The organism is Streptomyces sp. NPDC001002 (assembly GCF_053599215.1).
The window spans coordinates 22,276-40,376 of record NZ_JBSFLV010000017.1; the positions used below are offsets into that span (position 1 = coordinate 22,276).

Genomic DNA, 18,101 nt, shown 5'->3' on the forward strand with positions numbered 1-18,101 from the left:
ATGGCACGCGACTTCTACGAGGTGCTCGGTGTCTCGCGCACCGCCGACCGGGACGAGATCCAGCGGGCCTATCGCACCCTGGCCCGCAAACACCACCCCGACGTCAACAAGGACCCCCAGGCGGAGGAGCGGTTCAAGGAGATCAACGAGGCCTTCAGCGTCCTGTCCGATCCGGAGCAGCGAGCCCGCTACGACCGCTTCGGCGAGGACTTCCGGCAGGTCCCGGAGGACTGGGAGGAGCGGGTCGCCGCCGGCGCGGGAGCCGGCAGCGGCTCCCGTCGGACCACCGGCGGCGGTCCCCGGGTGCGGTACTCCACGGCAGGTTTCGATGGCGAGGGGGTCGACGTCGAGGATCTGTTCGGCTCGCTGTTCGGCGGTGCCGGGCGGATGCGCGTGCCCGGCGCCGACCAGGAGGCCGAACTGCCGCTCACCGTCGAGGAGGCCTATCGGGGCGGCCGCCGTACGGTCACCCTCGCCGGGCCCAACGGGCAGCGGCGGTACCAGGTCGACGTGCCGCCCGGCACCATCGACGGGCAGCGCATCCGGCTGGCCGGGGAGGGCGGGCGCGGGAGCGGCGACGACGCTCCCGCCGGGGACCTGTACCTGCGGGTGCGGATCCAGCCCCACCCCGAGTTCCGCCTCGACGGCCGGGACGTCCACGTGCGGCTTCCGGTCACCCCGTGGGAGGCGGCGCTGGGAGCGACCGTGCCGGTGCGCACACCGAGCGGTGACACGGCGAAGGTGACCGTGCCCGCCGGGTCCTCCAGCGGACGGCGCCTGCGACTGCGCGGCGAGGGCATGCCGGGGCCGCGCGGCGCGAACGGAGACCTGTACGCGGAGCTGCGGATCATGGTGCCGCCCCGGCTGAGCGACCGGGAGCGGGAGCTGCTGGAGGAACTTGCCGCCGTCTCCTCGTTCGACCCCAGGAGGACGTGATGACCGACCGACCTGCCGAGGCCCACCCGTCCCACACACGCACGACCGAGGTGGGCGCGCGGTACGCGATCGTGCCCGTGCCCGTGCTCTCCCTGGAGACCGCGGCCCGCCGCTCGGGCCTCCATCCCGACCTGATCCGTCGGTTCGTCGCCCTCGGACTGGTGGACGCCGGCCATGACGCCTCCGGGCGGCTGGTGTTCAGCCCCGCGGCCCCGGCCGCGCTGGCCCGCGTCCAACGTCTGCGCACCGGGCTGTGCCTGAACTACGCATCCCTCGGTCTGGTGCTCGATCTGCTCGACCGCATCAGCTTGCTCGAATCCGCGCTGCGGCGTGCAGGCATGAGGAGTGATCTACCACCATGGACATGAACCGCCTGACCCAGAAGTCACAGGAAGCCCTCCAGGAGGCCCAGAGCGCCGCTGGCCGCCTGGGCCACACCGAGGTCGACGGCGAACACCTGCTGCTCGCTCTCCTCGACCAGGAGGAGGGCCTCATCCCACGGCTGCTGCAGCAGGCGGGCACCGAACCCAAGGAGCTGCGCGCGGCCGTACGCGAGGAGCTCTCGCGCCGGCCCAAGGTGACCGGCCCGGGCGCGGCGCCGGGCCAGGTCTTCGTCACCCAACGCCTGGCCCGGCTGCTGGACGCGGCGGAGCGGGAGGCCAAACGCCTCAAGGACGAGTACGTGTCCGTGGAACACCTGCTGCTGGCGCTGACCGCGGAGGGCTCGGCGACCGCCGCCGGGCGCCTGCTGAAGGAGCACGGCGTGACCCAGGACTCCTTCCTCGGCGCGCTCACCCAGGTCCGCGGCAACCAGCGCGTGACCTCCGCCAACCCCGAGGTGGCCTACGAGGCCCTGGAGAAGTACGGCCGCGACCTGGTCCTTGAAGCCCGGTCCGGGCGGCTGGACCCGGTCATCGGCCGGGACGCCGAGATCCGCCGCGTCACCCAGATCCTCAGCCGCAAGACCAAGAACAACCCCGTCCTGATCGGCGACCCCGGCGTCGGCAAGACCGCCATCGTCGAGGGCCTCGCCCAGCGCATCGTCCGCGGCGACGTGCCCGAAGGACTCCGCGACAAGATCGTGTTCGCCCTCGACATGGGCTCACTGGTCGCTGGCGCCAAGTACCGCGGCGAGTTCGAGGAACGCCTCAAGGCCGTACTGTCCGAGGTGAAGGCGGCCCAGGGGCGCATCCTGCTCTTCGTCGACGAACTGCACACCGTCGTCGGCGCGGGCGCCGCCGAAGGGGCCATGGACGCGGGCAACATGCTCAAGCCCATGCTCGCCCGCGGCGAACTCCACATGATCGGCGCCACCACCCTCGACGAGTACCGGAAGCACATTGAGAAGGACGCCGCCCTCGAACGCCGCTTCCAGCAGGTCGTGGTCGACGAACCCAGCGTGGAGGACACCGTCTCCATCCTGCGCGGACTGCGTGAACGCCTCGAGGTCTTCCACGGTGTCAAGATCCAGGACACCTCGCTGGTCGCGGCGGCGACGCTCTCCCACCGCTACATCACCGACCGTTTCCTGCCCGACAAGGCCATCGACCTCGTCGACGAGGCGTGCGCCCGGCTGCGCACGGAGATCGACTCCATGCCCGCCGAACTCGACGAGATCACCCGCCGGGTGACCCGCCTGGAGATCGAGGACGCGGCCCTGTCCAAGGAGACCGACCCCGCCAGCAGGACCCGCCTGGAGGAACTGCGCAGGGAACTGGCCGACCTGCGCGGCGAGGCCGACGCCAAACACGCCCAGTGGGAGGCCGAACGGCAGGCGATCCGCCGCGTACAGGAACTGCGCCAGGAACTGGAGCAGGTCCGCCACGAGGCGGAGGAGGCCGAACGCGCCTACGACCTCAACCGCGCCGCCGAACTCCGCTACGGCCGCCTCCAGGACCTGGAACGCCGACTCGCCGCGGAGGAGGAGCAACTGGCGGCCAAACAAGGGCAGAACCGGCTGCTGCGCGAGGTCGTCACCGAGGAGGAGATCGCCGAGATCGTCGCCGCCTGGACCGGCATCCCGGTATCCCGCCTCCAGGAGGGGGAACGCGAGAAACTGCTGCGTCTCGACGACATCCTGCGCGAGCGCGTCATCGGCCAGGACGAGGCCGTCAAGCTCGTCACCGACGCCATCATCCGCGCCCGCTCCGGCATCCGCGACCCTCGCCGCCCCATAGGCTCGTTCATCTTCCTCGGCCCCACCGGCGTCGGGAAGACTGAACTGGCCAAGACCCTCGCCCGGACCCTGTTCGACTCCGAGGAGAACATGGTCCGCCTCGACATGAGCGAGTACCAGGAGCGGCACACCGTCAGCCGGTTGATGGGCGCACCCCCCGGATACGTCGGCTACGAGGAAGGCGGCCAACTCACCGAGGCCGTACGCCGCAAGCCGTACTCCGTCGTGTTGTTCGACGAGGTCGAGAAGGCGCACACCGATGTCTTCAACACCCTGCTGCAGATCCTCGACGACGGCCGCATCACCGATGCCCAGGGCCGCACGGTCGACTTCCGCAACACCGTGATCATCATGACGTCCAACATCGGCTCCGAGCACCTCCTCGACGGCGCCACCGCCGAGGGCGACATCAAGCCCGACGCCCGCGCCCTGGTGATGGGCGAACTGCGCGGGCACTTCCGCCCGGAGTTCCTCAACCGGGTCGACGACATCGTGCTGTTCAAGCCGCTCGGTGAGCGGCAGATCGAGCGGATCGTGGAGCTGCAGTTCGACGAGCTGCGGCAGCGGCTCGCCGAGCGCCGCATCACCGTCGAACTCACCGATGCCGCCAGGGAGTTGATCGCCCACCAGGGCTACGACCCGGTGTACGGGGCCCGGCCGCTGCGGCGTTACATCTCCCACGAGGTCGAGACCCTGGTCGGACGCGCCCTGCTGCGCGGCGACGTCCAGGACGGCGCGACCGTGCGCGTCGACGCCGAACACGGCGAACTGGTGGTCACCTACGAGCAGCCCGAGGACGTGAAGGGAGCGAGTGCGGCATGAGTACCGTGCAAGCCACCAACGTCACCTGTCCGCACTGCGGGCGCACCAACCGGGTGCCCGTGGCCGCCGAGGGCCGGCCCAGGTGCGGCAACTGCAAGCAGCCGCTGCCGTGGATGGCCGACGCGGGCGACGACGACTTCACCGAGGTCGTCGAGCAGGTCACCGTGCCCGTCGTCGTCGACCTGTGGGCCACCTGGTGCGGCCCCTGCCGCATGGTGAGCCCCGCGCTGGAGAAGGTCGCCACCGATCTCGCGGGAACGATCAAACTGGTCAAGGTCGACATCGACAAGAACCCGCTGCTGGCGCGGCGGTTCGAGGTGCAGGCGGTACCGACGCTGCTCGTCCTCGACAAGGGGAGGACCATCGCCCGGCAGGCGGGGGCGGCGCCCGCTCCCGCTCTGCGTCGGTGGGTCGAACAGTCGATCGCGGCCCGGGAGGAGTGATCCGGATGACCCTGCACGCAGACCCCCACCTCGCGCTTGTCCGGCCGGTCCAGCCGCTGACCCCGGAAGGGTGTCAGGAGTGTCTGGTACTCGGCTCCTCGTGGGTTCACCTCAGGCTCTGCCTGACCTGCGGCCACGTCGGCTGCTGCGACTCCTCGCCGAACCGGCACGCTCGCCGTCACGCCGCCGCCCACGGCCATCCGATCGTGACGTCGCTGGAACCCGGCGAGGACTGGCGGTGGTGCTACGCGCACGAGGCGTTCGTGTGATGCCCGGCGACCGGACGCGGACGGGCCAAGCGCCCGTGCCGGAGGAGGCCGAGGAGAGCGTCCCCTTCGAGACTCCCGACATCTACGGCGCCTATCCCCGCCTGCCGGACGACACGATGGCCCGCCTGGCCCAGCACGGCCGCACGCGCCCGGTCGACGCCGGTGACGTGCTGATCCGGGAGGGCGAGCGGTGCGAGACGTTCTACGTCGTCCTTGGCGGCTCGGTCGCCATCGTCGAGGGCTACGGCACGCCCGGTGAACGCCTGCTGCGTGTGCACGGCCCTGGACGCTTCATCGGCGAACTCGGCCTCCTGAACGGACAGGTGGCCTTCTACACCGCCGTGGTCAGGGACCCCGGCGAGATCCTCGCCCTGTCCATGGACCAGCTGCGTGACCTGGTGACCCGGGACTCCCTCCTCGGTGATGTGGTGCTGCGCGCCTGCCTGGGCCGCCGTGCCCTGCTCGTCGGGCAGGGCGCAGGCTTCCGCATCATCGGCTCGCGCTATTCGCCCGACACCCGGCGGCTGCGCGAATTCGCCGCCCGCAACCGGCTGCCGCACCGCTGGATCGATCTGGAGACGGACGAGGAGGCCGAGGCGCTGCTGCGCCGCTTCGGGGTCGGTCCGGAGCAGACGCCGCTGGTGATCTGGCGGGACACGACCCTGCTGCGCAATCCGAGCAACGCCGAACTGGCCCGGTTCATCGGCCTGCCGCCCCTGCCGTCGGGCAACGGCCGCGGCGATCTCCTGATCGTCGGCTCCGGTCCGGCCGGTCTCTCCGCCGCGGTGAACGCCGCCTCGGAGGGCCTCGGCACGACCGTGGCCGAGGCGATGGCCACCGGCGGCCAGGCCGGTACGTCCTCCCGCATCGAGAACTGCTTCGGCTTCCCCTCCGGCATCTCCGGCGCCGAACTCACCGAACGCGGGGTGCTCCAGGCGGACAAGTTCGGCGCTCGCATCAGTGTCCCGGCGGAGGCGGCCCGGCTCGAACGGCGGGACGGCCACTACGCCGTCGGGTTCGCCGACGGCAGCGAGATCACCGCCCGCACCGTCGTCCTGGCCACCGGCGCCCGCTACCGCCGCCTCCAGGTGCCCGGCATCCAGCCGTTGGAGGGCACGAGCGTCCACTACTCGGCGACCGTCTACGAGGCCCAGCAGTGCCGTACCGACCCGGTGGCGGTGGTCGGCGGCGGCAACTCCGCGGGCCAGGCCGTGCTCTTCCTGGCTGCGTACGCACCGCAGGTGTATCTGCTCGTCCGTGGGCCGAGCCTCGAAGCCCACATGTCCCGCTACCTCATCGATCAGATAGAGCGCCACCCGCGGGTGCGCGTCCTGCTGCACACCGAGGTGACCGAGGCACTCGGCGACAAGGCTCTGGAGGCGGTCACCGTGGTCGACCACCGTACGGGGGAGCATCGCCACCTTGAGGTGGGGGCCCTGTTCGTCTTCACCGGCGCGGACCCTCACACCGAGTGGCTGTCCGGCGCGCTCGCCCTCGACGCGCGCGGCTATGTGCTCACCGGCGCGGAGGCGCAGGCGTGCTCCGTTCCCGAACTGTGGCAGAGCCAGGGCCGCGACTGCCTGACGTTGGAGACCAGCCTGCCTGGCGTCTTCGCCGCCGGCGACATCCGCAGCGGCTCGGTGAAGCGCGTGGCCTCCGCGGTCGGCGAAGGCGCGATGAGCATCCACTTCGTGCACCGCTACCTGGGTCACACGGCCGCGCCCGGCGGCACCGACACCTCCCCGCACACCCGCCCGAAGGAGTCCGCCTGGCTCGCATGACCCGCGGCGGGCGACGAGACAGGTCCCTGGGCCGGCCACGCAATCCACTGACGGAGTCGGGTCCGGTCGCCGCTCACAGCAGGAGGTCGAAGACGGCTCGGGCCTCGTCCCAGTGCCGAGTCTGGGGGTTCTTCAGGTCGGGGTGGAGGATCTTGAAGCACTGAGCGAGGGCCAGGCTGAGTCCGCCGATGATGTCCGGATAGGCCGCCTCGGTCTCCTCGTCGGGCGTGCGGTCCAGAGCGGGGTGGGTGGCGAGCTGTTCCAGGATCGGCTTGAGTTCCACCTCCTGGTCGATCTTCCGGAAGTGGTGAATGCTCTCCTGCAGGCCTTTCGTGATCGGCAGGTCACAGGTCCGGATGATGTCGCGCCCGTTGGCCTTGGCAGTGGCCTGGGCGACGGTCAGCAGATCGTAGAGCTTGGCGTCCACGAAGTCGCTGTGGCGCTTGAGATCGTTCTTGTCGACGTTCAGTCCCGCGGCCGCGCGGAAGAACCTTTCGAACCTGGCGATGGACATCACGGTCATGACGGCACCCTCCGGCTGCGGGCGTCGGGGTGGTTCCCGGCTCCCTGGCTTCGCAGTCAGCCTTGCCGACGGGAGCGCGCGAACGCATGCCCATGCCGGGCCCAATCGGCCTCCCTGTATTGCCCTGCCAGGCCCAGGCGTGCGACTGCCCGCGTAGTCGGACGGTCGTGCGGGTGAACATCAGCCGGAGGCGGATGACGCAGACCGCCAGCCTCCACCCCCTGAAAAGGCAGGGCAGGACGTAAGGGCAGCCGGCGCGACCCCGCAGGGCGTTCCGGCTAGGCTCACCCCTGTGACGTGGCTGCGGGCCTTCGGCGAGGTCCTGCGATCCGGGCTCACGATCGAGGAGACGCGGCTGGAGCCCCTGCTCGCGCTGCGTACGGCCGTTGGGATGGCGATCGTCATCGGGCCGGTGCTGTGGCTGGCCTCTCCCGAATACGCCGCGTCCGCCGCCCTCGGTGCCTACTCCGCGGGTGGGGCCACCTTCCAGCGCACCTGGCGTCCACGCAAGGTGATCGCGCTCGGCGCGGGCGCGGGTCTGGCGCTCAGCACCTTCGTGGGCTACCTGGCGGCGGGGCGACTCGTGACGTTCCTTCCGCTGCTGGCCGTATGGGCCTTTGCCGCGGGGATGGCGTGGGCCGCCGGATCGACCGCCGGGATCGTCGCAGCGACGACGGTCGGCAGCATGCTGGTGACCGTCACCCTGCCCACGAGCGTCGGGCGAGCCCTGGAACACGCCGGGATCATCGCGCTCGGGGGTGTGGCGCAGGCCGTGTTGATCCTGCTGTTCCCGATCCGACGTTGGGGGGCGCATCGTGACGCGCTCGCCGACGCCCTGGCCGCCGTGGCGGACTACGCCCGCCGGCTGCGGTACGACCCGACCGCTCCGTTCGAACCGGAACCGTTGATGACGGCCCGGGACGCGGCCGCCGTGACGCCGTCACAGGCCCGCACCCGTCCCTCCGTCCTCCACGGCCCCCGGGGACTGGCCGAGCGCATCCGGCCGATCGTCGCCGCGCTCGCCGACCCGGACGTCGGCGCCCCGGAGGAGGGGCCCGGGCGGGACCGCGCGCGGGAGTTGCTCGACACGGCCGCCGACGTCCTGGACGCGGCCGCCCGTTCGATCCGCCGCGGCACTCCCGCCGAGGTGCCGCCCGGGAGCGCGGACGTCCTGCGTGTCGACGAGGAGCACGAGGTGCTGGAGGGGCCTGCCCGGCAGGCCGCGGAGCGGCTCGTGGAACTGCTCGGCGAGGCGTTGGAGATCGCCGGGAGCGGCGGCGCGCGCGGGAGGACGCCCACGCCGCCCGGCCCCGCGGACGCCCAGTTCTTGATGCGCCCGACGATGTTCCGGCTGGTCCCTGTCGTCGTTCGGGCGGTCCGCCGGGAGCTCCGCCCGGACTCGCCCGTGTTCCGGCACGCCGTCCGCCTGGCCGCGGTGGCCACGCTCGGCTGTCTGATCGCCGACCGGCTGCCCCTGGGCCACGGCTACTGGGCACCCATCGCCTCGGTGATGGTGATGCGGCCGGACTTCCACCGGACGTACGCGCGTGCGGTGGCCCGTCTCGCCGGGACCCTGGCGGGGGTCGCGCTCGCCACCGGGATGGTGCGGGCCCTGGGACCGGACGCCCATGTGTTCGGCGCGCTGGCGGTGGTCTCCGCTGGCCTGTCGTACACGCTGATCCGTACCGGCTATGCCTACTCCCAGTGCTTCACTGCCGCGTACGTCGTCTTCCTGCTCGGCATGGGCGGCCAGGCATGGGAGCAGACGGTCCCGGAGCGGGTGGTGCTCACTCTGCTCGGCGGGGCCCTGGCAATGCTGGCGTACGTGCTGTTCCCCGCGTGGGAGACGCCCAGGCTGGCGGGCCGGCTCGCGGACTGGCTCGCCGCCAACGGCCGCTACGCGGCCGCCGTGCTCCGCGGCTACGCCGAACCGACCCCGGAACACCGCGCCGACGTGCGCAGGGCGCTGCTGGCGAGCAGGGAGGCACGTGCTGCCTGGCAGGAGGCGTACGACCGGGCGACGCGGGAACCGGTCCGCCCCAGGGGTCTGACGTCGCGCGAGGCGGAGGAGGCGCAGGAGGCACTCAAGGGGTTCGGCCGGGCGGCGATGCTCATGGAGAGCCACGTCCCGCGGGCCGACGGCCGTTTCGTTCCCGAGGCGGAGCAGTTCGCCGAGGCACTGGAGGCGGACACCGCGCAGGCGGCGGTCGACGTGCGCGAGCACAGGAATCCGGACTGGGGGCGTGTGGAGAAGGCGCTCCATGCGTGGGAGGGCGCCACCGGGGACCGGAGCCCGGTAGCGCGGCGTGAGGCGGAGCTGCAGAAGCGGGCCTTGGAGGACCTCTCGACGGCCGTGAGTCGCACACCGCTGGAACGGGACGTCGGCTCTGCTCGCGAGGAGCAGCGGGTGCGGGCGGCCGTGACGGCGGAAGGCGACGGATCAGGACCCGCCCATCGGGCTGGGTGACGGCTCCGGCGACAGGGAGCGCCGCGCCTCCTGGAGCGGGAAACGGTGTCCCGGTGCGTCGTCCCGGCTGATCCCGCGATGCTGCCTGCCGGTCGTCCCGTACTTGTCCACTTGCCGTCGTGAACCTGGAGTGGTTCCGCGGTGTGGGAGTGGGAGGAGCCGGTCCGGGTGCCGGCGCGACCCGGCAAGACACCTTCAAGGTCCGGGCCGGCGCCGACCCCGGCCCGGACCTTCTTCGGTGTCGGCAGTACACCGTGGCGGGGTTGAGGCCGCATGTGCGCTGCCGACCCGCCCGTGGCTGTCGGGGGACGCCGCCGGGCGGTGACCGGCCGGAAGGGGTGGAGATGGGCCGGCCGATGTCCGCGCGGCGGACCGAAGAGGCGACGCGCGAACATCAGGAATCTACGGTGTGGCAGCCGCCGTGCACGATCCGCTGAGCGCGTCGGTTGTCCGCATAGCGCGGGGCGATGGCGTGGGGCGTGGTCACCCGGAACGCAGCGTCTGCGAGGGCAACTCGCCGAAGCGCGCTCGGTAGCGGGACGCGAAGCGGCCCAGGTGGTCGAAGCTCCAACGATGGGCTACCTCGCCCACGTTCACTTCGCCCGGTGTGCCGCGCCGCAGTTCGTCGTGGGCGCGGGTGAGGCGGACGTCGGTGAGGTAGGCCAGCGGGGTCATGCCGACGTACTGCTGGAAGGATTCTTGGAGTCGCCGCACGCTCACCCCGGCGAGGACGGCCAACTCTCCTACCGTGAAAGGGTGTTGCGGCATGCTGTGCATGGCCTCGACGGCACGCTTGACGGGGCCCGGGCGCAGGGCGGGTTTTGGTCGGTCGAGTTCGTCGCGGTAGCGGTGGCCGGTGGCGAGGAGGAGCCCGGTCAGCAGGGCCTCCTGGAGCGGGCGGGCGACCATCGGCCGGGTGGGCAGCCCGCCGGCCCGCATCTCGCCGAACACCGCGCGGATCATCCGTACCCAGCTCAGGCCCGCGCCGTGAGCGACGTCGAGTTCGGGCGTGAGGACGACGGGGGTGCCCAGGGGGCGGCCGAGAAGGCGTTCGAGTTGATCGTTGAGGGCCTTGGGGTCGATCTTCACGGCCAGCATGGAGCAGTCGGTGCTCACTCGATCCAGGGTCGTGTCGCCGTACGGCTGGAAGACGGCGGCGTTCGCGGTGGTCGCCACCGCGTTGGTGTGCGCCCCTTGACGCCAGGCCAGGTGGCCGCCCAGGGGGATGTCCACGTGGTAGGAGCCGAGTTCGCCGAACTTTATGCGCACCTCTTCGCCGAAGGAGAGTCGTCCGAGGGTGAGCGGACCGAGTGCGGCGATGTCGTACCGGGCCATGAACTGCGCGCTGCCGTCGGGCACGTCGATGAAGTTGGCGTAGAAGCGTTCGTGCATGACCTGCCGGGCTTCGTCCACATCCGTCGTCCGGAACTTCAGCAAATCCTGGCCTCCTGCGCCTTGGACCGTACGAGGGACGGTGCACGTTACCGTTACCCATTGCCTGCTACCGTGCCCATTTTTCCATGTGGCTCATGGCACGGGGCAGGGCATTCATCGCCCGGCAGGACTGGCTGACCGTCTACCGGTTGCCCTCCTGTGCGCCCGACCTCAACCCGGCCGAGGGCATCCGGTCGCCGCTGAGGCGCGGCCGGCTGGCTGTCCAACATCGCCCCCAGTCCCTGCTGCGACGGCTGATCGAGTCGGAGGAGATCGCGAACATGGTCGTCTGCCTCAGCTCGGAGCAGGCGTCAGCCACGACAGGCGGCGCGGTGCGCGTCGACGGGGGTAGGCGGACTCAATCCTGCCTGACCCGGCGGCTTCGGCCCCCTGCCCACCGTCAGCCGCCCAGCGCCCCGGTGCGGAGACCGTCCATGACCAGGTCGAGGAGGCGAGTGGCTCGGGGGCGCCAGTTCTCGGTGGGGGTCATCTGCCACAGGCCGGCGATGGCGAGCATGAAGTCGTCGGAGGTGACGCCGGGGCGGATGGTGCCCGCTTCCTCGTTCGTGCGCAGCAGGAGGTCGGCCGCGTCGGCGACGGGGGTGGGGGAGGGCTTGGCGGGGGTGCCCGGAGCGCTGGTGACCAGGCGGATCGCGTCCGCCAGGCCCGCTTTGGTCATGGCGAACTCGGCCAGCCGGTCCATCCAGGTCCGCAGGGCCTCCTGCGGCGGCAGTTGCTCCAGGAGCTTGGTCGCGTTTTCGGCCACCTGCCGCATCTCGTGGCGGTAGATCTCCAGGACGAGAGCCTCGCGGTTGGGGAAGTTCCGATAGAACGTGCCCTGGCCGACACACGCCTTCTTGGCGATCGTGCTGAGGGGCACGTCCGGGCACTGCGTCAGCTCCGCGACGGCCACATCGAGGATGCGTTCGCGGTTGCGCTGCGCGTCCGAGCGCAGGGGCGCGTTGTCGTTCTGCTGCACGCGGGACTCCTCACGGGCCCGGGACCGAAACCCGACCTTGCTAAGCGGACAGCTGTCCACTACGTTTGCCGAAGAGCGGACAGCTGTCCGTTTCGGCCATCTTAGCCCTGCCCCCACTCGTACGGCAGCCCGTGTCCACCGTCGCTGGACGCGCACTGCGCAACGGCTTCCGGTCCTTGCCGCGATTCCCCCGGAACGCCCCTTTCGATGTCCGTCGAGATCCCTGAAAGAAGTGGCTCATGGCTTTACCGACGTCCAGCGTCATCACCTTGCACATCAACGGCGAGAAGTTCACGCTGCCCGTCGACCACCGCACCACGCTCCTGGACGCGCTGCGCGAGCGTCTCGACCTGACCGGCACCAAGAAGGGCTGCGACCAGGGACAGTGCGGTGCCTGCACAGTCCTGGTCGACGGCCGTCGCACCGTGGCGTGTCTCCAGTTCGCGGTGGCGGCCGAGGGGCGTGAGGTCACCACCATCGAGGGCGTGGCGGATGGTGAGCGGCTTCATCCAGTCCAGCAGGCCTTCCTCGACCTCGACGGTTACCAGTGCGGCTACTGCACGCCCGGGCAGATCTGTTCGGCGATCGGTGTGCTCCAGGAGCACGCCGCGGGGTGGCCGAGCGCCGCGACGGACGACGTGCGGCCCGAGTCGGGACCGCCGCCGCTGACGGCCGAGGAGATCCGCGAACGCATGAGCGGCAACCTGTGCCGGTGTGCCGCCTACGCCTCGATCGTCGACGCCGTCGCACAGGCGGCCGGAACGACGGCCGCACAGCCGGCCGGCATCGGAGCGGACTCGGAGGAGCAGGCGGCATGAAGGAGTTCACCTACCAGAAGGCCGCCGACGTGTCGGGCGCGGTCGCACTGCTCGGCGCCGACCCCGAAGCGCGGTTCCTCGCGGGCGGCACCAACCTGGTCGACCTGATGAAGAGCGGCGTCGAACGGCCCGCCCGTCTGGTGGACGTACGTGAACTGCCACTGGACCGCATCGAGACCACCGCCGACGGCGGACTGCGTATCGGAGCCACCGTCACCAACAGCGACCTCGCCGCGCACCCCGAAGTGCGGCGCCGTTACCCGGTGTTGACGCAGGCCGTCCTGGCCGGCGCCTCGGGTCAGCTGCGCAACATGGCCACCGTCGGCGGCAATCTCCTGCAACGCACGCGGTGCGGCTACTTCACCGACCTCACCAAGCCGTGCAACAAGCGTGAGCCCGGCAGCGGTTGCCCCGCCGTCCGCGGTGAGCACCACAACCACGCCGTCCTGGGCGCCTCTTCGCACTGCGTGGCCGTGCACCCCTCGGACATGGCGGTCGCCCTGGCGGCCCTCGACGGCGTGGTGCACTACGAGACCGCCGACGGCCCGGGCGAGGTGCCCATCGGGTGGCTGTACCTGCCCGTGGCAGAGACCCCGCACCGCGAAACGGCCCTGCCGCCCGGCGCGTTGATCACCCACGTCACCCTGCCGCCGTCACCCGTGGCCGCCAACTCCCGCTACCGCAAGGTGCGCGAACGCGCGTCCTACGCCTTCGCCATCGGCTCGATCGCGGCCGCGCTCGACGTCCGTGACGGCGTCGTGCACGACGCCCGCGTGGCCTTCGGAGCGGTCGCCAGCCGCCCCTGGAGGGCCCGCGCGGCCGAACGCGTCCTCATCGGGGCGCCGGCCGTCACCGACACCTTCACCGCCGCCGCGGACGCCGAACTGGCCGCGGCCCGACCGCTGGCGCACAACGAGTACAAGGTGACCCTGATGCGCAACCTGACCGTGGCCGTGCTCGGTGAACTCGCCGAGGAGGCCGGCCGATGACCTCGACCACCGTCAAGGGCGCGCCACTACGCGCCGTCGGCACCAAGCACGTCCGCGTCGAAGGCCGTGACAAGGTCACCGGCAAGGCGCGCTACGCGGGAGAGGTCCCCTTCACCGACCTCGCGCACGGCTGGCTGGTGCTCTCCTGCGCCGCCCGCGGCCGCATCGAGGCCATCGACACCGAGCCCGTCCTCGCGATGCCCGGCGTCCTGGCCGTCCTCCACCACGGCAACGCCCTGCGCCTGCACACCGACTTCGTCGGCATGCTGGGGACCAGGCCCGACCCCACCTGCGCCGTGTTCCAGAACGACCAGGTGCCGCACGTGGGTTGGCCGGTGGCCCTGGTCGTCGCCGAAACTCCCGAACAGGCCCGCGAGGCCGCGGAAGCACTCGTCGTCCACTACGAACACCAGCCCCACGACGTCGAGTTCACCGCCGGGGACCCGAACGCGTACCCCGTCGACGGACACATGCCTGCCGTCACGGACAAGGGCGACCTGGAGAGCGAACTCGCCGCGTCGGCGTTCGTGGTCGACGCCGAGTACACCACGCCCGAGGAACACCACCACCCGATGGAGCCCCACGCGGCCACCGCCCGCTGGGACGAGGGCCGTCTGGAGCTGACCGACTCCAACCAGGGCGCCACTTGGGTCGTCGCGGAGCTCGCCAACCTCTTCTCCCTCGACCCGGAGTCCGTGCACGTGACCTCGGAGCACGTGGGCGGAGGCTTCGGCAGCAAGGGCGTACGCGCCCACCAGGTCGCCGCCGTCATGGCCGCCACCGTCCTGCAGCGGCCCGTACGCGTCGTGCTGACCCGACGTCAGATGTTCACGCTGGCCGGACACCGCAGCCCCACCATCCAGCGGGTACGGCTCGGCGCGGACCCCGACGGCCGCCTGCGCGCCCTGGACCACCGCGCCCTCAGCCGCACCTCCACGGTCTACGAGTTCGTCGAACCGAGCGCAGGTGTGGCCCGGGTGATGTACGACGCGGACGCGCACCACACCGAGAACCAGGTCGTCCGGCTCGACGTGCCCAGCCCCACGTGGATGCGCGCGCCGGGCGAGGCGCCGGGATCCTTCGCCCTGGAGGCCGCCCTGGACGAACTCGCCGAGCAGTGCGGGATGGACCCCATCGCACTGCGCCTGCGCAACGAACCGGACAAGGGCCCGGTCTCCGGCCTGCCCTTCGCCAGCCGCAACCTGCGTGCCTGCTTCGAAGAAGGGGCCCGCCGCTTCGGCTGGGCCGAGCGCGACCCGCGGCCCGGGGTGCGCCGCGACGGCCGCTGGCTGCTGGGCACCGGCACCGCCGGCGCATCCTTCGGCGCCGGTGCCGCACCCTCGACCGCGACGATCACGGCGGAGGCCGACGGCGGCTTCACCGTCAGCATCTCCGCCGCGGACATCGGCACCGGGGCCCGTACCGCACTCACGCTCGTCGCCGCCGACGCCCTCGACGTGCCGGTCGGGCGCGTGCGGGTGCGGCTGGGGGACAGCGCGTACGGACCCGCGATGATCGCCGGCGGATCCATGGGCACCCGCTCGTGGTCCTGGGCCGTCATGGCGGCGGCCGCGGAACTGCGCGAACGGCTCGTGCCGGGCATGGAGATCCCGCCGCAGGGCATCACCGTGCGCTCCGACACGACCGAGGCCATCGCCGCGCTCGCCCGCAAGGAACGCCACTCCTTCGGCGCCCAGTTCGCCGAGGTCGCCGTCGACACGGCCACGGGCGAGGTGCGGGTGCGCCGCATGCTCGGCATCTTCGCCGCGGGCCGGATCGTCAACCCCCTGACCGCCAAAGGGCAGTTCACCGGCGGCATGATCTGGGGCATCTCGATGGCGCTGCACGAGGAGGCCCATCGCGACAGCGTCTACGGCGGCCCGATCGGCGCCGACCTCGCGGGCTACCACATCGCCACCCACGCCGACGTACCGCACATCGACGCGGACTGGGTGGACGATCCCGACCCCGAGGACCCCGTAGGCATCAAGGGCATCGGCGAGATCGGCATCGTCGGCGCGGCGGCGGCCGTGGCCAACGCCGTCTGGCACGCGACGGGGGTCCGCCACCGCAGCCTGCCCATCCGCCCCGACCGCGTCCTGACGGCAGGTCGCCTTGCTTGACCTCGCAGCCGACCTACGACGCTGGCTCGCCGAGGACCGCGATGTCGCCGTCGCCACCGTGGTGTCCGTCGGCGGCAGCGCACCACGCGGCCCCGGCGCCGCACTCGCCGTCGACGCCGAGGGCACGGTCATGGGCTCGGTGTCCGGCGGCTGCGTCGAGGGCGCGGTGTACGACCTGTGCGAACAGGCCCTGGACAACGGCCTCAGCGTGCTGGAGCGATTCGGCTACAGCGACGAGGACGCCTTCGCCGTCGGGCTGACCTGCGGCGGCGTCCTCGACGTCCTCGTCACCCCGCTGCCAGTCGACTCACCGCTGCGGGCCCTGGTGCGCGCCGCGCTGGACCTCGCCGCCACGGGGGAGTCGGTCGCCCTCGTCCGCGTCGTCCGCGGCCCCGCGGCGCGCCTGGGCGCGGGACTGCTCGTGCGCCCCGACGGCTCGTACGAGGGCACCCTCGGCGGTCACGCGGACCTGGACCGCACGGCCGCGGCCGAGGCACGAGCCGCGCTCGACGTCGGCCGCACCGGCACGGTCGAGGTGTCCGAGGACGGCTCGCACTGCCCCGGCGGACTGACCCTGCTGGTCGAATCGAGCGTGCCGGCGCCCCGGATGATCGTCTTCGGTGCGATCGACTTCGCCGCCGCGCTGGTGCGCGCGGGCAAGTTCCTCGGCTACCACGTCACCGTGTGCGACGCGCGTCCGGTCTTCACCACCCGGGCGCGCTTCCCCGAGGCCGACGACATCGTCGTGGACTGGCCGCACCGCTACCTGCTCCGCACGACGACCGACGCCCGCACCGTCCTGTGCGTCCTCACCCACGACGTCAAGTTCGACATCCCCCTGCTGGAGGTCGCCCTACGGCTGCCCGTCGCCTTCGTAGGTGCCATGGGCTCCATGCGCACCCACCTCGACCGCGACCGGCGGCTGCGTGAAGCAGGCCTGACGGAAGGGGAGTTGAAGCGCCTGCGCTCGCCCATCGGCCTCGACCTCGGCGGCCGCACCCCCGAGGAGACGGCCCTGTCGATCGCCGCCGAGATCGTCGCGACCCGCCGCGGCGGGACCGGCCGACCCCTGACCGAAGCGGGCACGCCCATCCACCACAGCGGCGTCCACTGAGACACGCCGCCCGCGCCGACCGTCATGACGTGACCTAGACTCGCGGCCCGGATGCGGGAGGAGTGGGCAGTGAGCGCAGCACCCATACGGTTCGGGATAGTGGGCAGCGGCTGGCGGGCCGAGTTCTTCGTACGTTTGGCGCGGGCGCTGCCCGAACGGCTCGCGGTCGTCGGCGTAGTGACCCGCTCCGCCGACCGCGCCGCCCGCGTGGCGGCGGATTGGGGCGTGCCGGCGTTCCGTACGGCCGACGAACTGGTCGCCGCCGCACCGGAGTTCGTGATCCCGTCGGTGCCGTGGGAGGTCACGCCACAGGTCGTGGAGGAACTCGTCGAGCGCGGGACACCGGTGCTCGCCGAGACCCCGCCCGCACCCGACGTGCAGGGACTGGTCCGGCTGTGGGACGCAGTGGGCGCCGCACAGCGCCCGGAAGGCGGCGCCCTCGTCCAGGTCGCGGAGCAGTACCCACTCATGGCGGGCCACGCCGCCCGCCTCGCCCTCGTACGGCGAGGAGTGATCGGCGAGGTCACCTCCGTACAGGTGTGCTCGACGCACATGTACCACGCGATGTCGCTGATCCGGCACACGCTCGGCGTCGGTTTCGCGCCCGCGACCGTCACCGCGCGGGCCTTCACCGCCCCGCTGGCCGATCCGCTGACACCGGCCGGATGGACGGACGACCTGACTCCGAAGGACGCCGTCACCACCCTCGCCCTGCTGGACTTCGGCGCGGCCCGTACGGCGCTGTACGACTTCACGGACAACCAATGGTGGAACCCGCTACGGGCCCGCCGGATCGTGGTGCGGGGCTCGCTCGGCGAGATCGTCGACGACACGGTGGTACGTATGGCCGACCCGCGCACCCCGGTGGAGTCCGCGCTGACGCGCCGCCGTACCGGTACCGACCTCAACCTGGAGGGGGCCGAGGTCCACCACATCTCCTTCGACGGCGAGGTGGTGTGGCGCAACGAGTACGTGGGCGCGAGCCTGTCGGAGGACGACCTCGCCGTCGTAGACCTGCTGTGCCGGACGGGCGCGTGGGTACGGGACGCCGGCCCGCAGCCGTACCCGCTGGCCGACGGCTGTCAGGACCATCTACTGGCGCTGGCGTGCGAGGAATCGGCCCGCACCGGGACGCCCGTGACGACCACGGCACAGCCGTGGGCGGGCAGTCCACCGTGATGCTGGAGGTGCCCCATACATAGGGCTGGCTAAAGGGAGGCGTTTCGA

General features: G+C 71.7%; 15 protein-coding genes and 1 pseudogene. 13 read left to right on the forward strand and 3 right to left on the reverse strand.

Annotation, left to right across the window (positions count from 1 at the left end):
• The 6 genes from ACWDR3_RS10885 to ACWDR3_RS10910 are packed head-to-tail and all read left to right on the forward strand — an operon-like array spanning position 1 to position 6,427.
• Complete coding sequence (locus tag ACWDR3_RS10885; RefSeq protein WP_450352146.1) at positions 1-936, forward strand: DnaJ C-terminal domain-containing protein; 936 nt, start codon at positions 1-3, stop codon at positions 934-936.
• Positions 936-1,304, forward strand: coding sequence for a chaperone modulator CbpM (locus ACWDR3_RS10890; protein ID WP_450352147.1), 369 nt, complete (start codon positions 936-938; stop codon positions 1,302-1,304). The genes ACWDR3_RS10885 and ACWDR3_RS10890 overlap by 1 nt, the downstream gene beginning before the upstream one ends.
• Positions 1,295-3,934, forward strand: a complete 2,640-nt coding sequence (gene clpB, locus ACWDR3_RS10895; protein ID WP_450352148.1) for an ATP-dependent chaperone ClpB — start codon at positions 1,295-1,297, stop codon at positions 3,932-3,934. The genes ACWDR3_RS10890 and clpB overlap by 10 nt, the downstream gene beginning before the upstream one ends.
• Positions 3,931-4,377, forward strand: coding sequence for a thioredoxin (trxA, locus tag ACWDR3_RS10900; protein ID WP_450352149.1), 447 nt, complete (start codon positions 3,931-3,933; stop codon positions 4,375-4,377). Before clpB ends, trxA begins: the two co-directional genes overlap by 4 nt.
• A 5-nt stretch (positions 4,378-4,382) precedes the next feature.
• Positions 4,383-4,646 carry a UBP-type zinc finger domain-containing protein gene (locus ACWDR3_RS10905; RefSeq protein WP_450352150.1) on the forward strand — a complete coding sequence of 88 codons (264 nt, stop codon included), beginning with the start codon at positions 4,383-4,385 and terminating at the stop codon, positions 4,644-4,646.
• Positions 4,646-6,427 (forward strand): FAD-dependent oxidoreductase, encoded by a 1,782-nt coding sequence (locus ACWDR3_RS10910; RefSeq protein ID WP_450352151.1) that lies wholly within the window; start codon positions 4,646-4,648, stop codon positions 6,425-6,427. The genes ACWDR3_RS10905 and ACWDR3_RS10910 overlap by 1 nt, the downstream gene beginning before the upstream one ends.
• A 73-nt stretch (positions 6,428-6,500) precedes the next feature.
• On the opposite strand, the gene ACWDR3_RS10915 is transcribed toward ACWDR3_RS10910, so the two are convergent.
• Complete coding sequence (locus ACWDR3_RS10915) at positions 6,501-6,950, reverse strand: DUF1931 family protein (RefSeq protein ID WP_450352152.1); 450 nt, start codon at positions 6,948-6,950, stop codon at positions 6,501-6,503.
• 292 nt (positions 6,951-7,242) lie between these two features.
• On the opposite strand from ACWDR3_RS10915, the gene ACWDR3_RS10920 reads away from it, so the two are divergent.
• Positions 7,243-9,417 carry an FUSC family protein gene (locus ACWDR3_RS10920; protein WP_450352153.1) on the forward strand — a complete coding sequence of 725 codons (2,175 nt, stop codon included), beginning with the start codon at positions 7,243-7,245 and terminating at the stop codon, positions 9,415-9,417.
• Between the two features lie 483 nt (positions 9,418-9,900).
• Here ACWDR3_RS10920 and ACWDR3_RS10925 read toward each other — a convergent pair whose 3' ends face one another.
• Positions 9,901-10,854, reverse strand: a complete 954-nt coding sequence (locus tag ACWDR3_RS10925) for an AraC family transcriptional regulator (protein WP_450352154.1) — start codon at positions 10,852-10,854, stop codon at positions 9,901-9,903.
• A gap of 221 nt (positions 10,855-11,075) precedes the next feature.
• Here ACWDR3_RS10925 and ACWDR3_RS10930 point away from each other — a divergent pair.
• A pseudogene (locus tag ACWDR3_RS10930) lies at positions 11,076-11,221 on the forward strand (SDR family oxidoreductase); the annotation flags it as partial.
• 30 nt (positions 11,222-11,251) lie between these two features.
• On the opposite strand, the gene ACWDR3_RS10935 reads toward ACWDR3_RS10930, so the two are convergent.
• Positions 11,252-11,830 (reverse strand): TetR/AcrR family transcriptional regulator, encoded by a 579-nt coding sequence (locus tag ACWDR3_RS10935; protein ID WP_450352155.1) that lies wholly within the window; start codon positions 11,828-11,830, stop codon positions 11,252-11,254.
• A 239-nt stretch (positions 11,831-12,069) separates the two neighbouring features.
• On the opposite strand from ACWDR3_RS10935, the gene ACWDR3_RS10940 reads away from it, so the two are divergent.
• From ACWDR3_RS10940 to ACWDR3_RS10960, 5 genes are all read left to right on the forward strand, one after another.
• On the forward strand, positions 12,070-12,648 hold the full coding sequence (locus tag ACWDR3_RS10940; protein WP_450352156.1) for a 2Fe-2S iron-sulfur cluster-binding protein: 579 nt from the start codon (positions 12,070-12,072) through the stop codon (positions 12,646-12,648).
• Positions 12,645-13,637 carry an FAD binding domain-containing protein gene (locus ACWDR3_RS10945; RefSeq protein WP_450352157.1) on the forward strand — a complete coding sequence of 331 codons (993 nt, stop codon included), beginning with the start codon at positions 12,645-12,647 and terminating at the stop codon, positions 13,635-13,637. Before ACWDR3_RS10940 ends, ACWDR3_RS10945 begins: the two co-directional genes overlap by 4 nt.
• Positions 13,634-15,760, forward strand: coding sequence for a xanthine dehydrogenase family protein molybdopterin-binding subunit (locus ACWDR3_RS10950; RefSeq protein WP_450352158.1), 2,127 nt, complete (start codon positions 13,634-13,636; stop codon positions 15,758-15,760). Before ACWDR3_RS10945 ends, ACWDR3_RS10950 begins: the two co-directional genes overlap by 4 nt.
• Complete coding sequence (locus tag ACWDR3_RS10955) at positions 15,753-16,874, forward strand: XdhC family protein (protein WP_450352159.1); 1,122 nt, start codon at positions 15,753-15,755, stop codon at positions 16,872-16,874. Before ACWDR3_RS10950 ends, ACWDR3_RS10955 begins: the two co-directional genes overlap by 8 nt.
• Before the next feature lie 69 nt (positions 16,875-16,943).
• Entirely contained in the window at positions 16,944-18,053 is a 1,110-nt protein-coding gene (locus ACWDR3_RS10960) for a Gfo/Idh/MocA family protein (protein ID WP_450352160.1), read from the forward strand.
• The last annotated feature ends 48 nt before the right edge of the window (positions 18,054-18,101 follow it).

What these genes read in the sequence shown, in the direction of transcription:
- ACWDR3_RS10940 (WP_450352156.1), top strand. Translation starts at nt 12,070, where the DNA reads ATGGCTTTACCGACGTCCAGCGTCATCACCTTGCACATCAACGGCGAG.
- ACWDR3_RS10915 (WP_450352152.1), bottom strand. Translation starts at nt 6,950, where the DNA reads ATGACCGTGATGTCCATCGCCAGGTTCGAAAGGTTCTTCCGCGCGGCC.
- ACWDR3_RS10950 (WP_450352158.1), top strand. Translation starts at nt 13,634, where the DNA reads ATGACCTCGACCACCGTCAAGGGCGCGCCACTACGCGCCGTCGGCACC.
- ACWDR3_RS10910 (WP_450352151.1), top strand. Translation starts at nt 4,646, where the DNA reads ATGCCCGGCGACCGGACGCGGACGGGCCAAGCGCCCGTGCCGGAGGAG.
- trxA (WP_450352149.1), top strand. Translation starts at nt 3,931, where the DNA reads ATGAGTACCGTGCAAGCCACCAACGTCACCTGTCCGCACTGCGGGCGC.
- ACWDR3_RS10945 (WP_450352157.1), top strand. Translation starts at nt 12,645, where the DNA reads ATGAAGGAGTTCACCTACCAGAAGGCCGCCGACGTGTCGGGCGCGGTC.
- ACWDR3_RS10885 (WP_450352146.1), top strand. Translation starts at nt 1, where the DNA reads ATGGCACGCGACTTCTACGAGGTGCTCGGTGTCTCGCGCACCGCCGAC.
- ACWDR3_RS10905 (WP_450352150.1), top strand. Translation starts at nt 4,383, where the DNA reads ATGACCCTGCACGCAGACCCCCACCTCGCGCTTGTCCGGCCGGTCCAG.
- ACWDR3_RS10890 (WP_450352147.1), top strand. Translation starts at nt 936, where the DNA reads ATGACCGACCGACCTGCCGAGGCCCACCCGTCCCACACACGCACGACC.
- clpB (WP_450352148.1), top strand. Translation starts at nt 1,295, where the DNA reads ATGGACATGAACCGCCTGACCCAGAAGTCACAGGAAGCCCTCCAGGAG.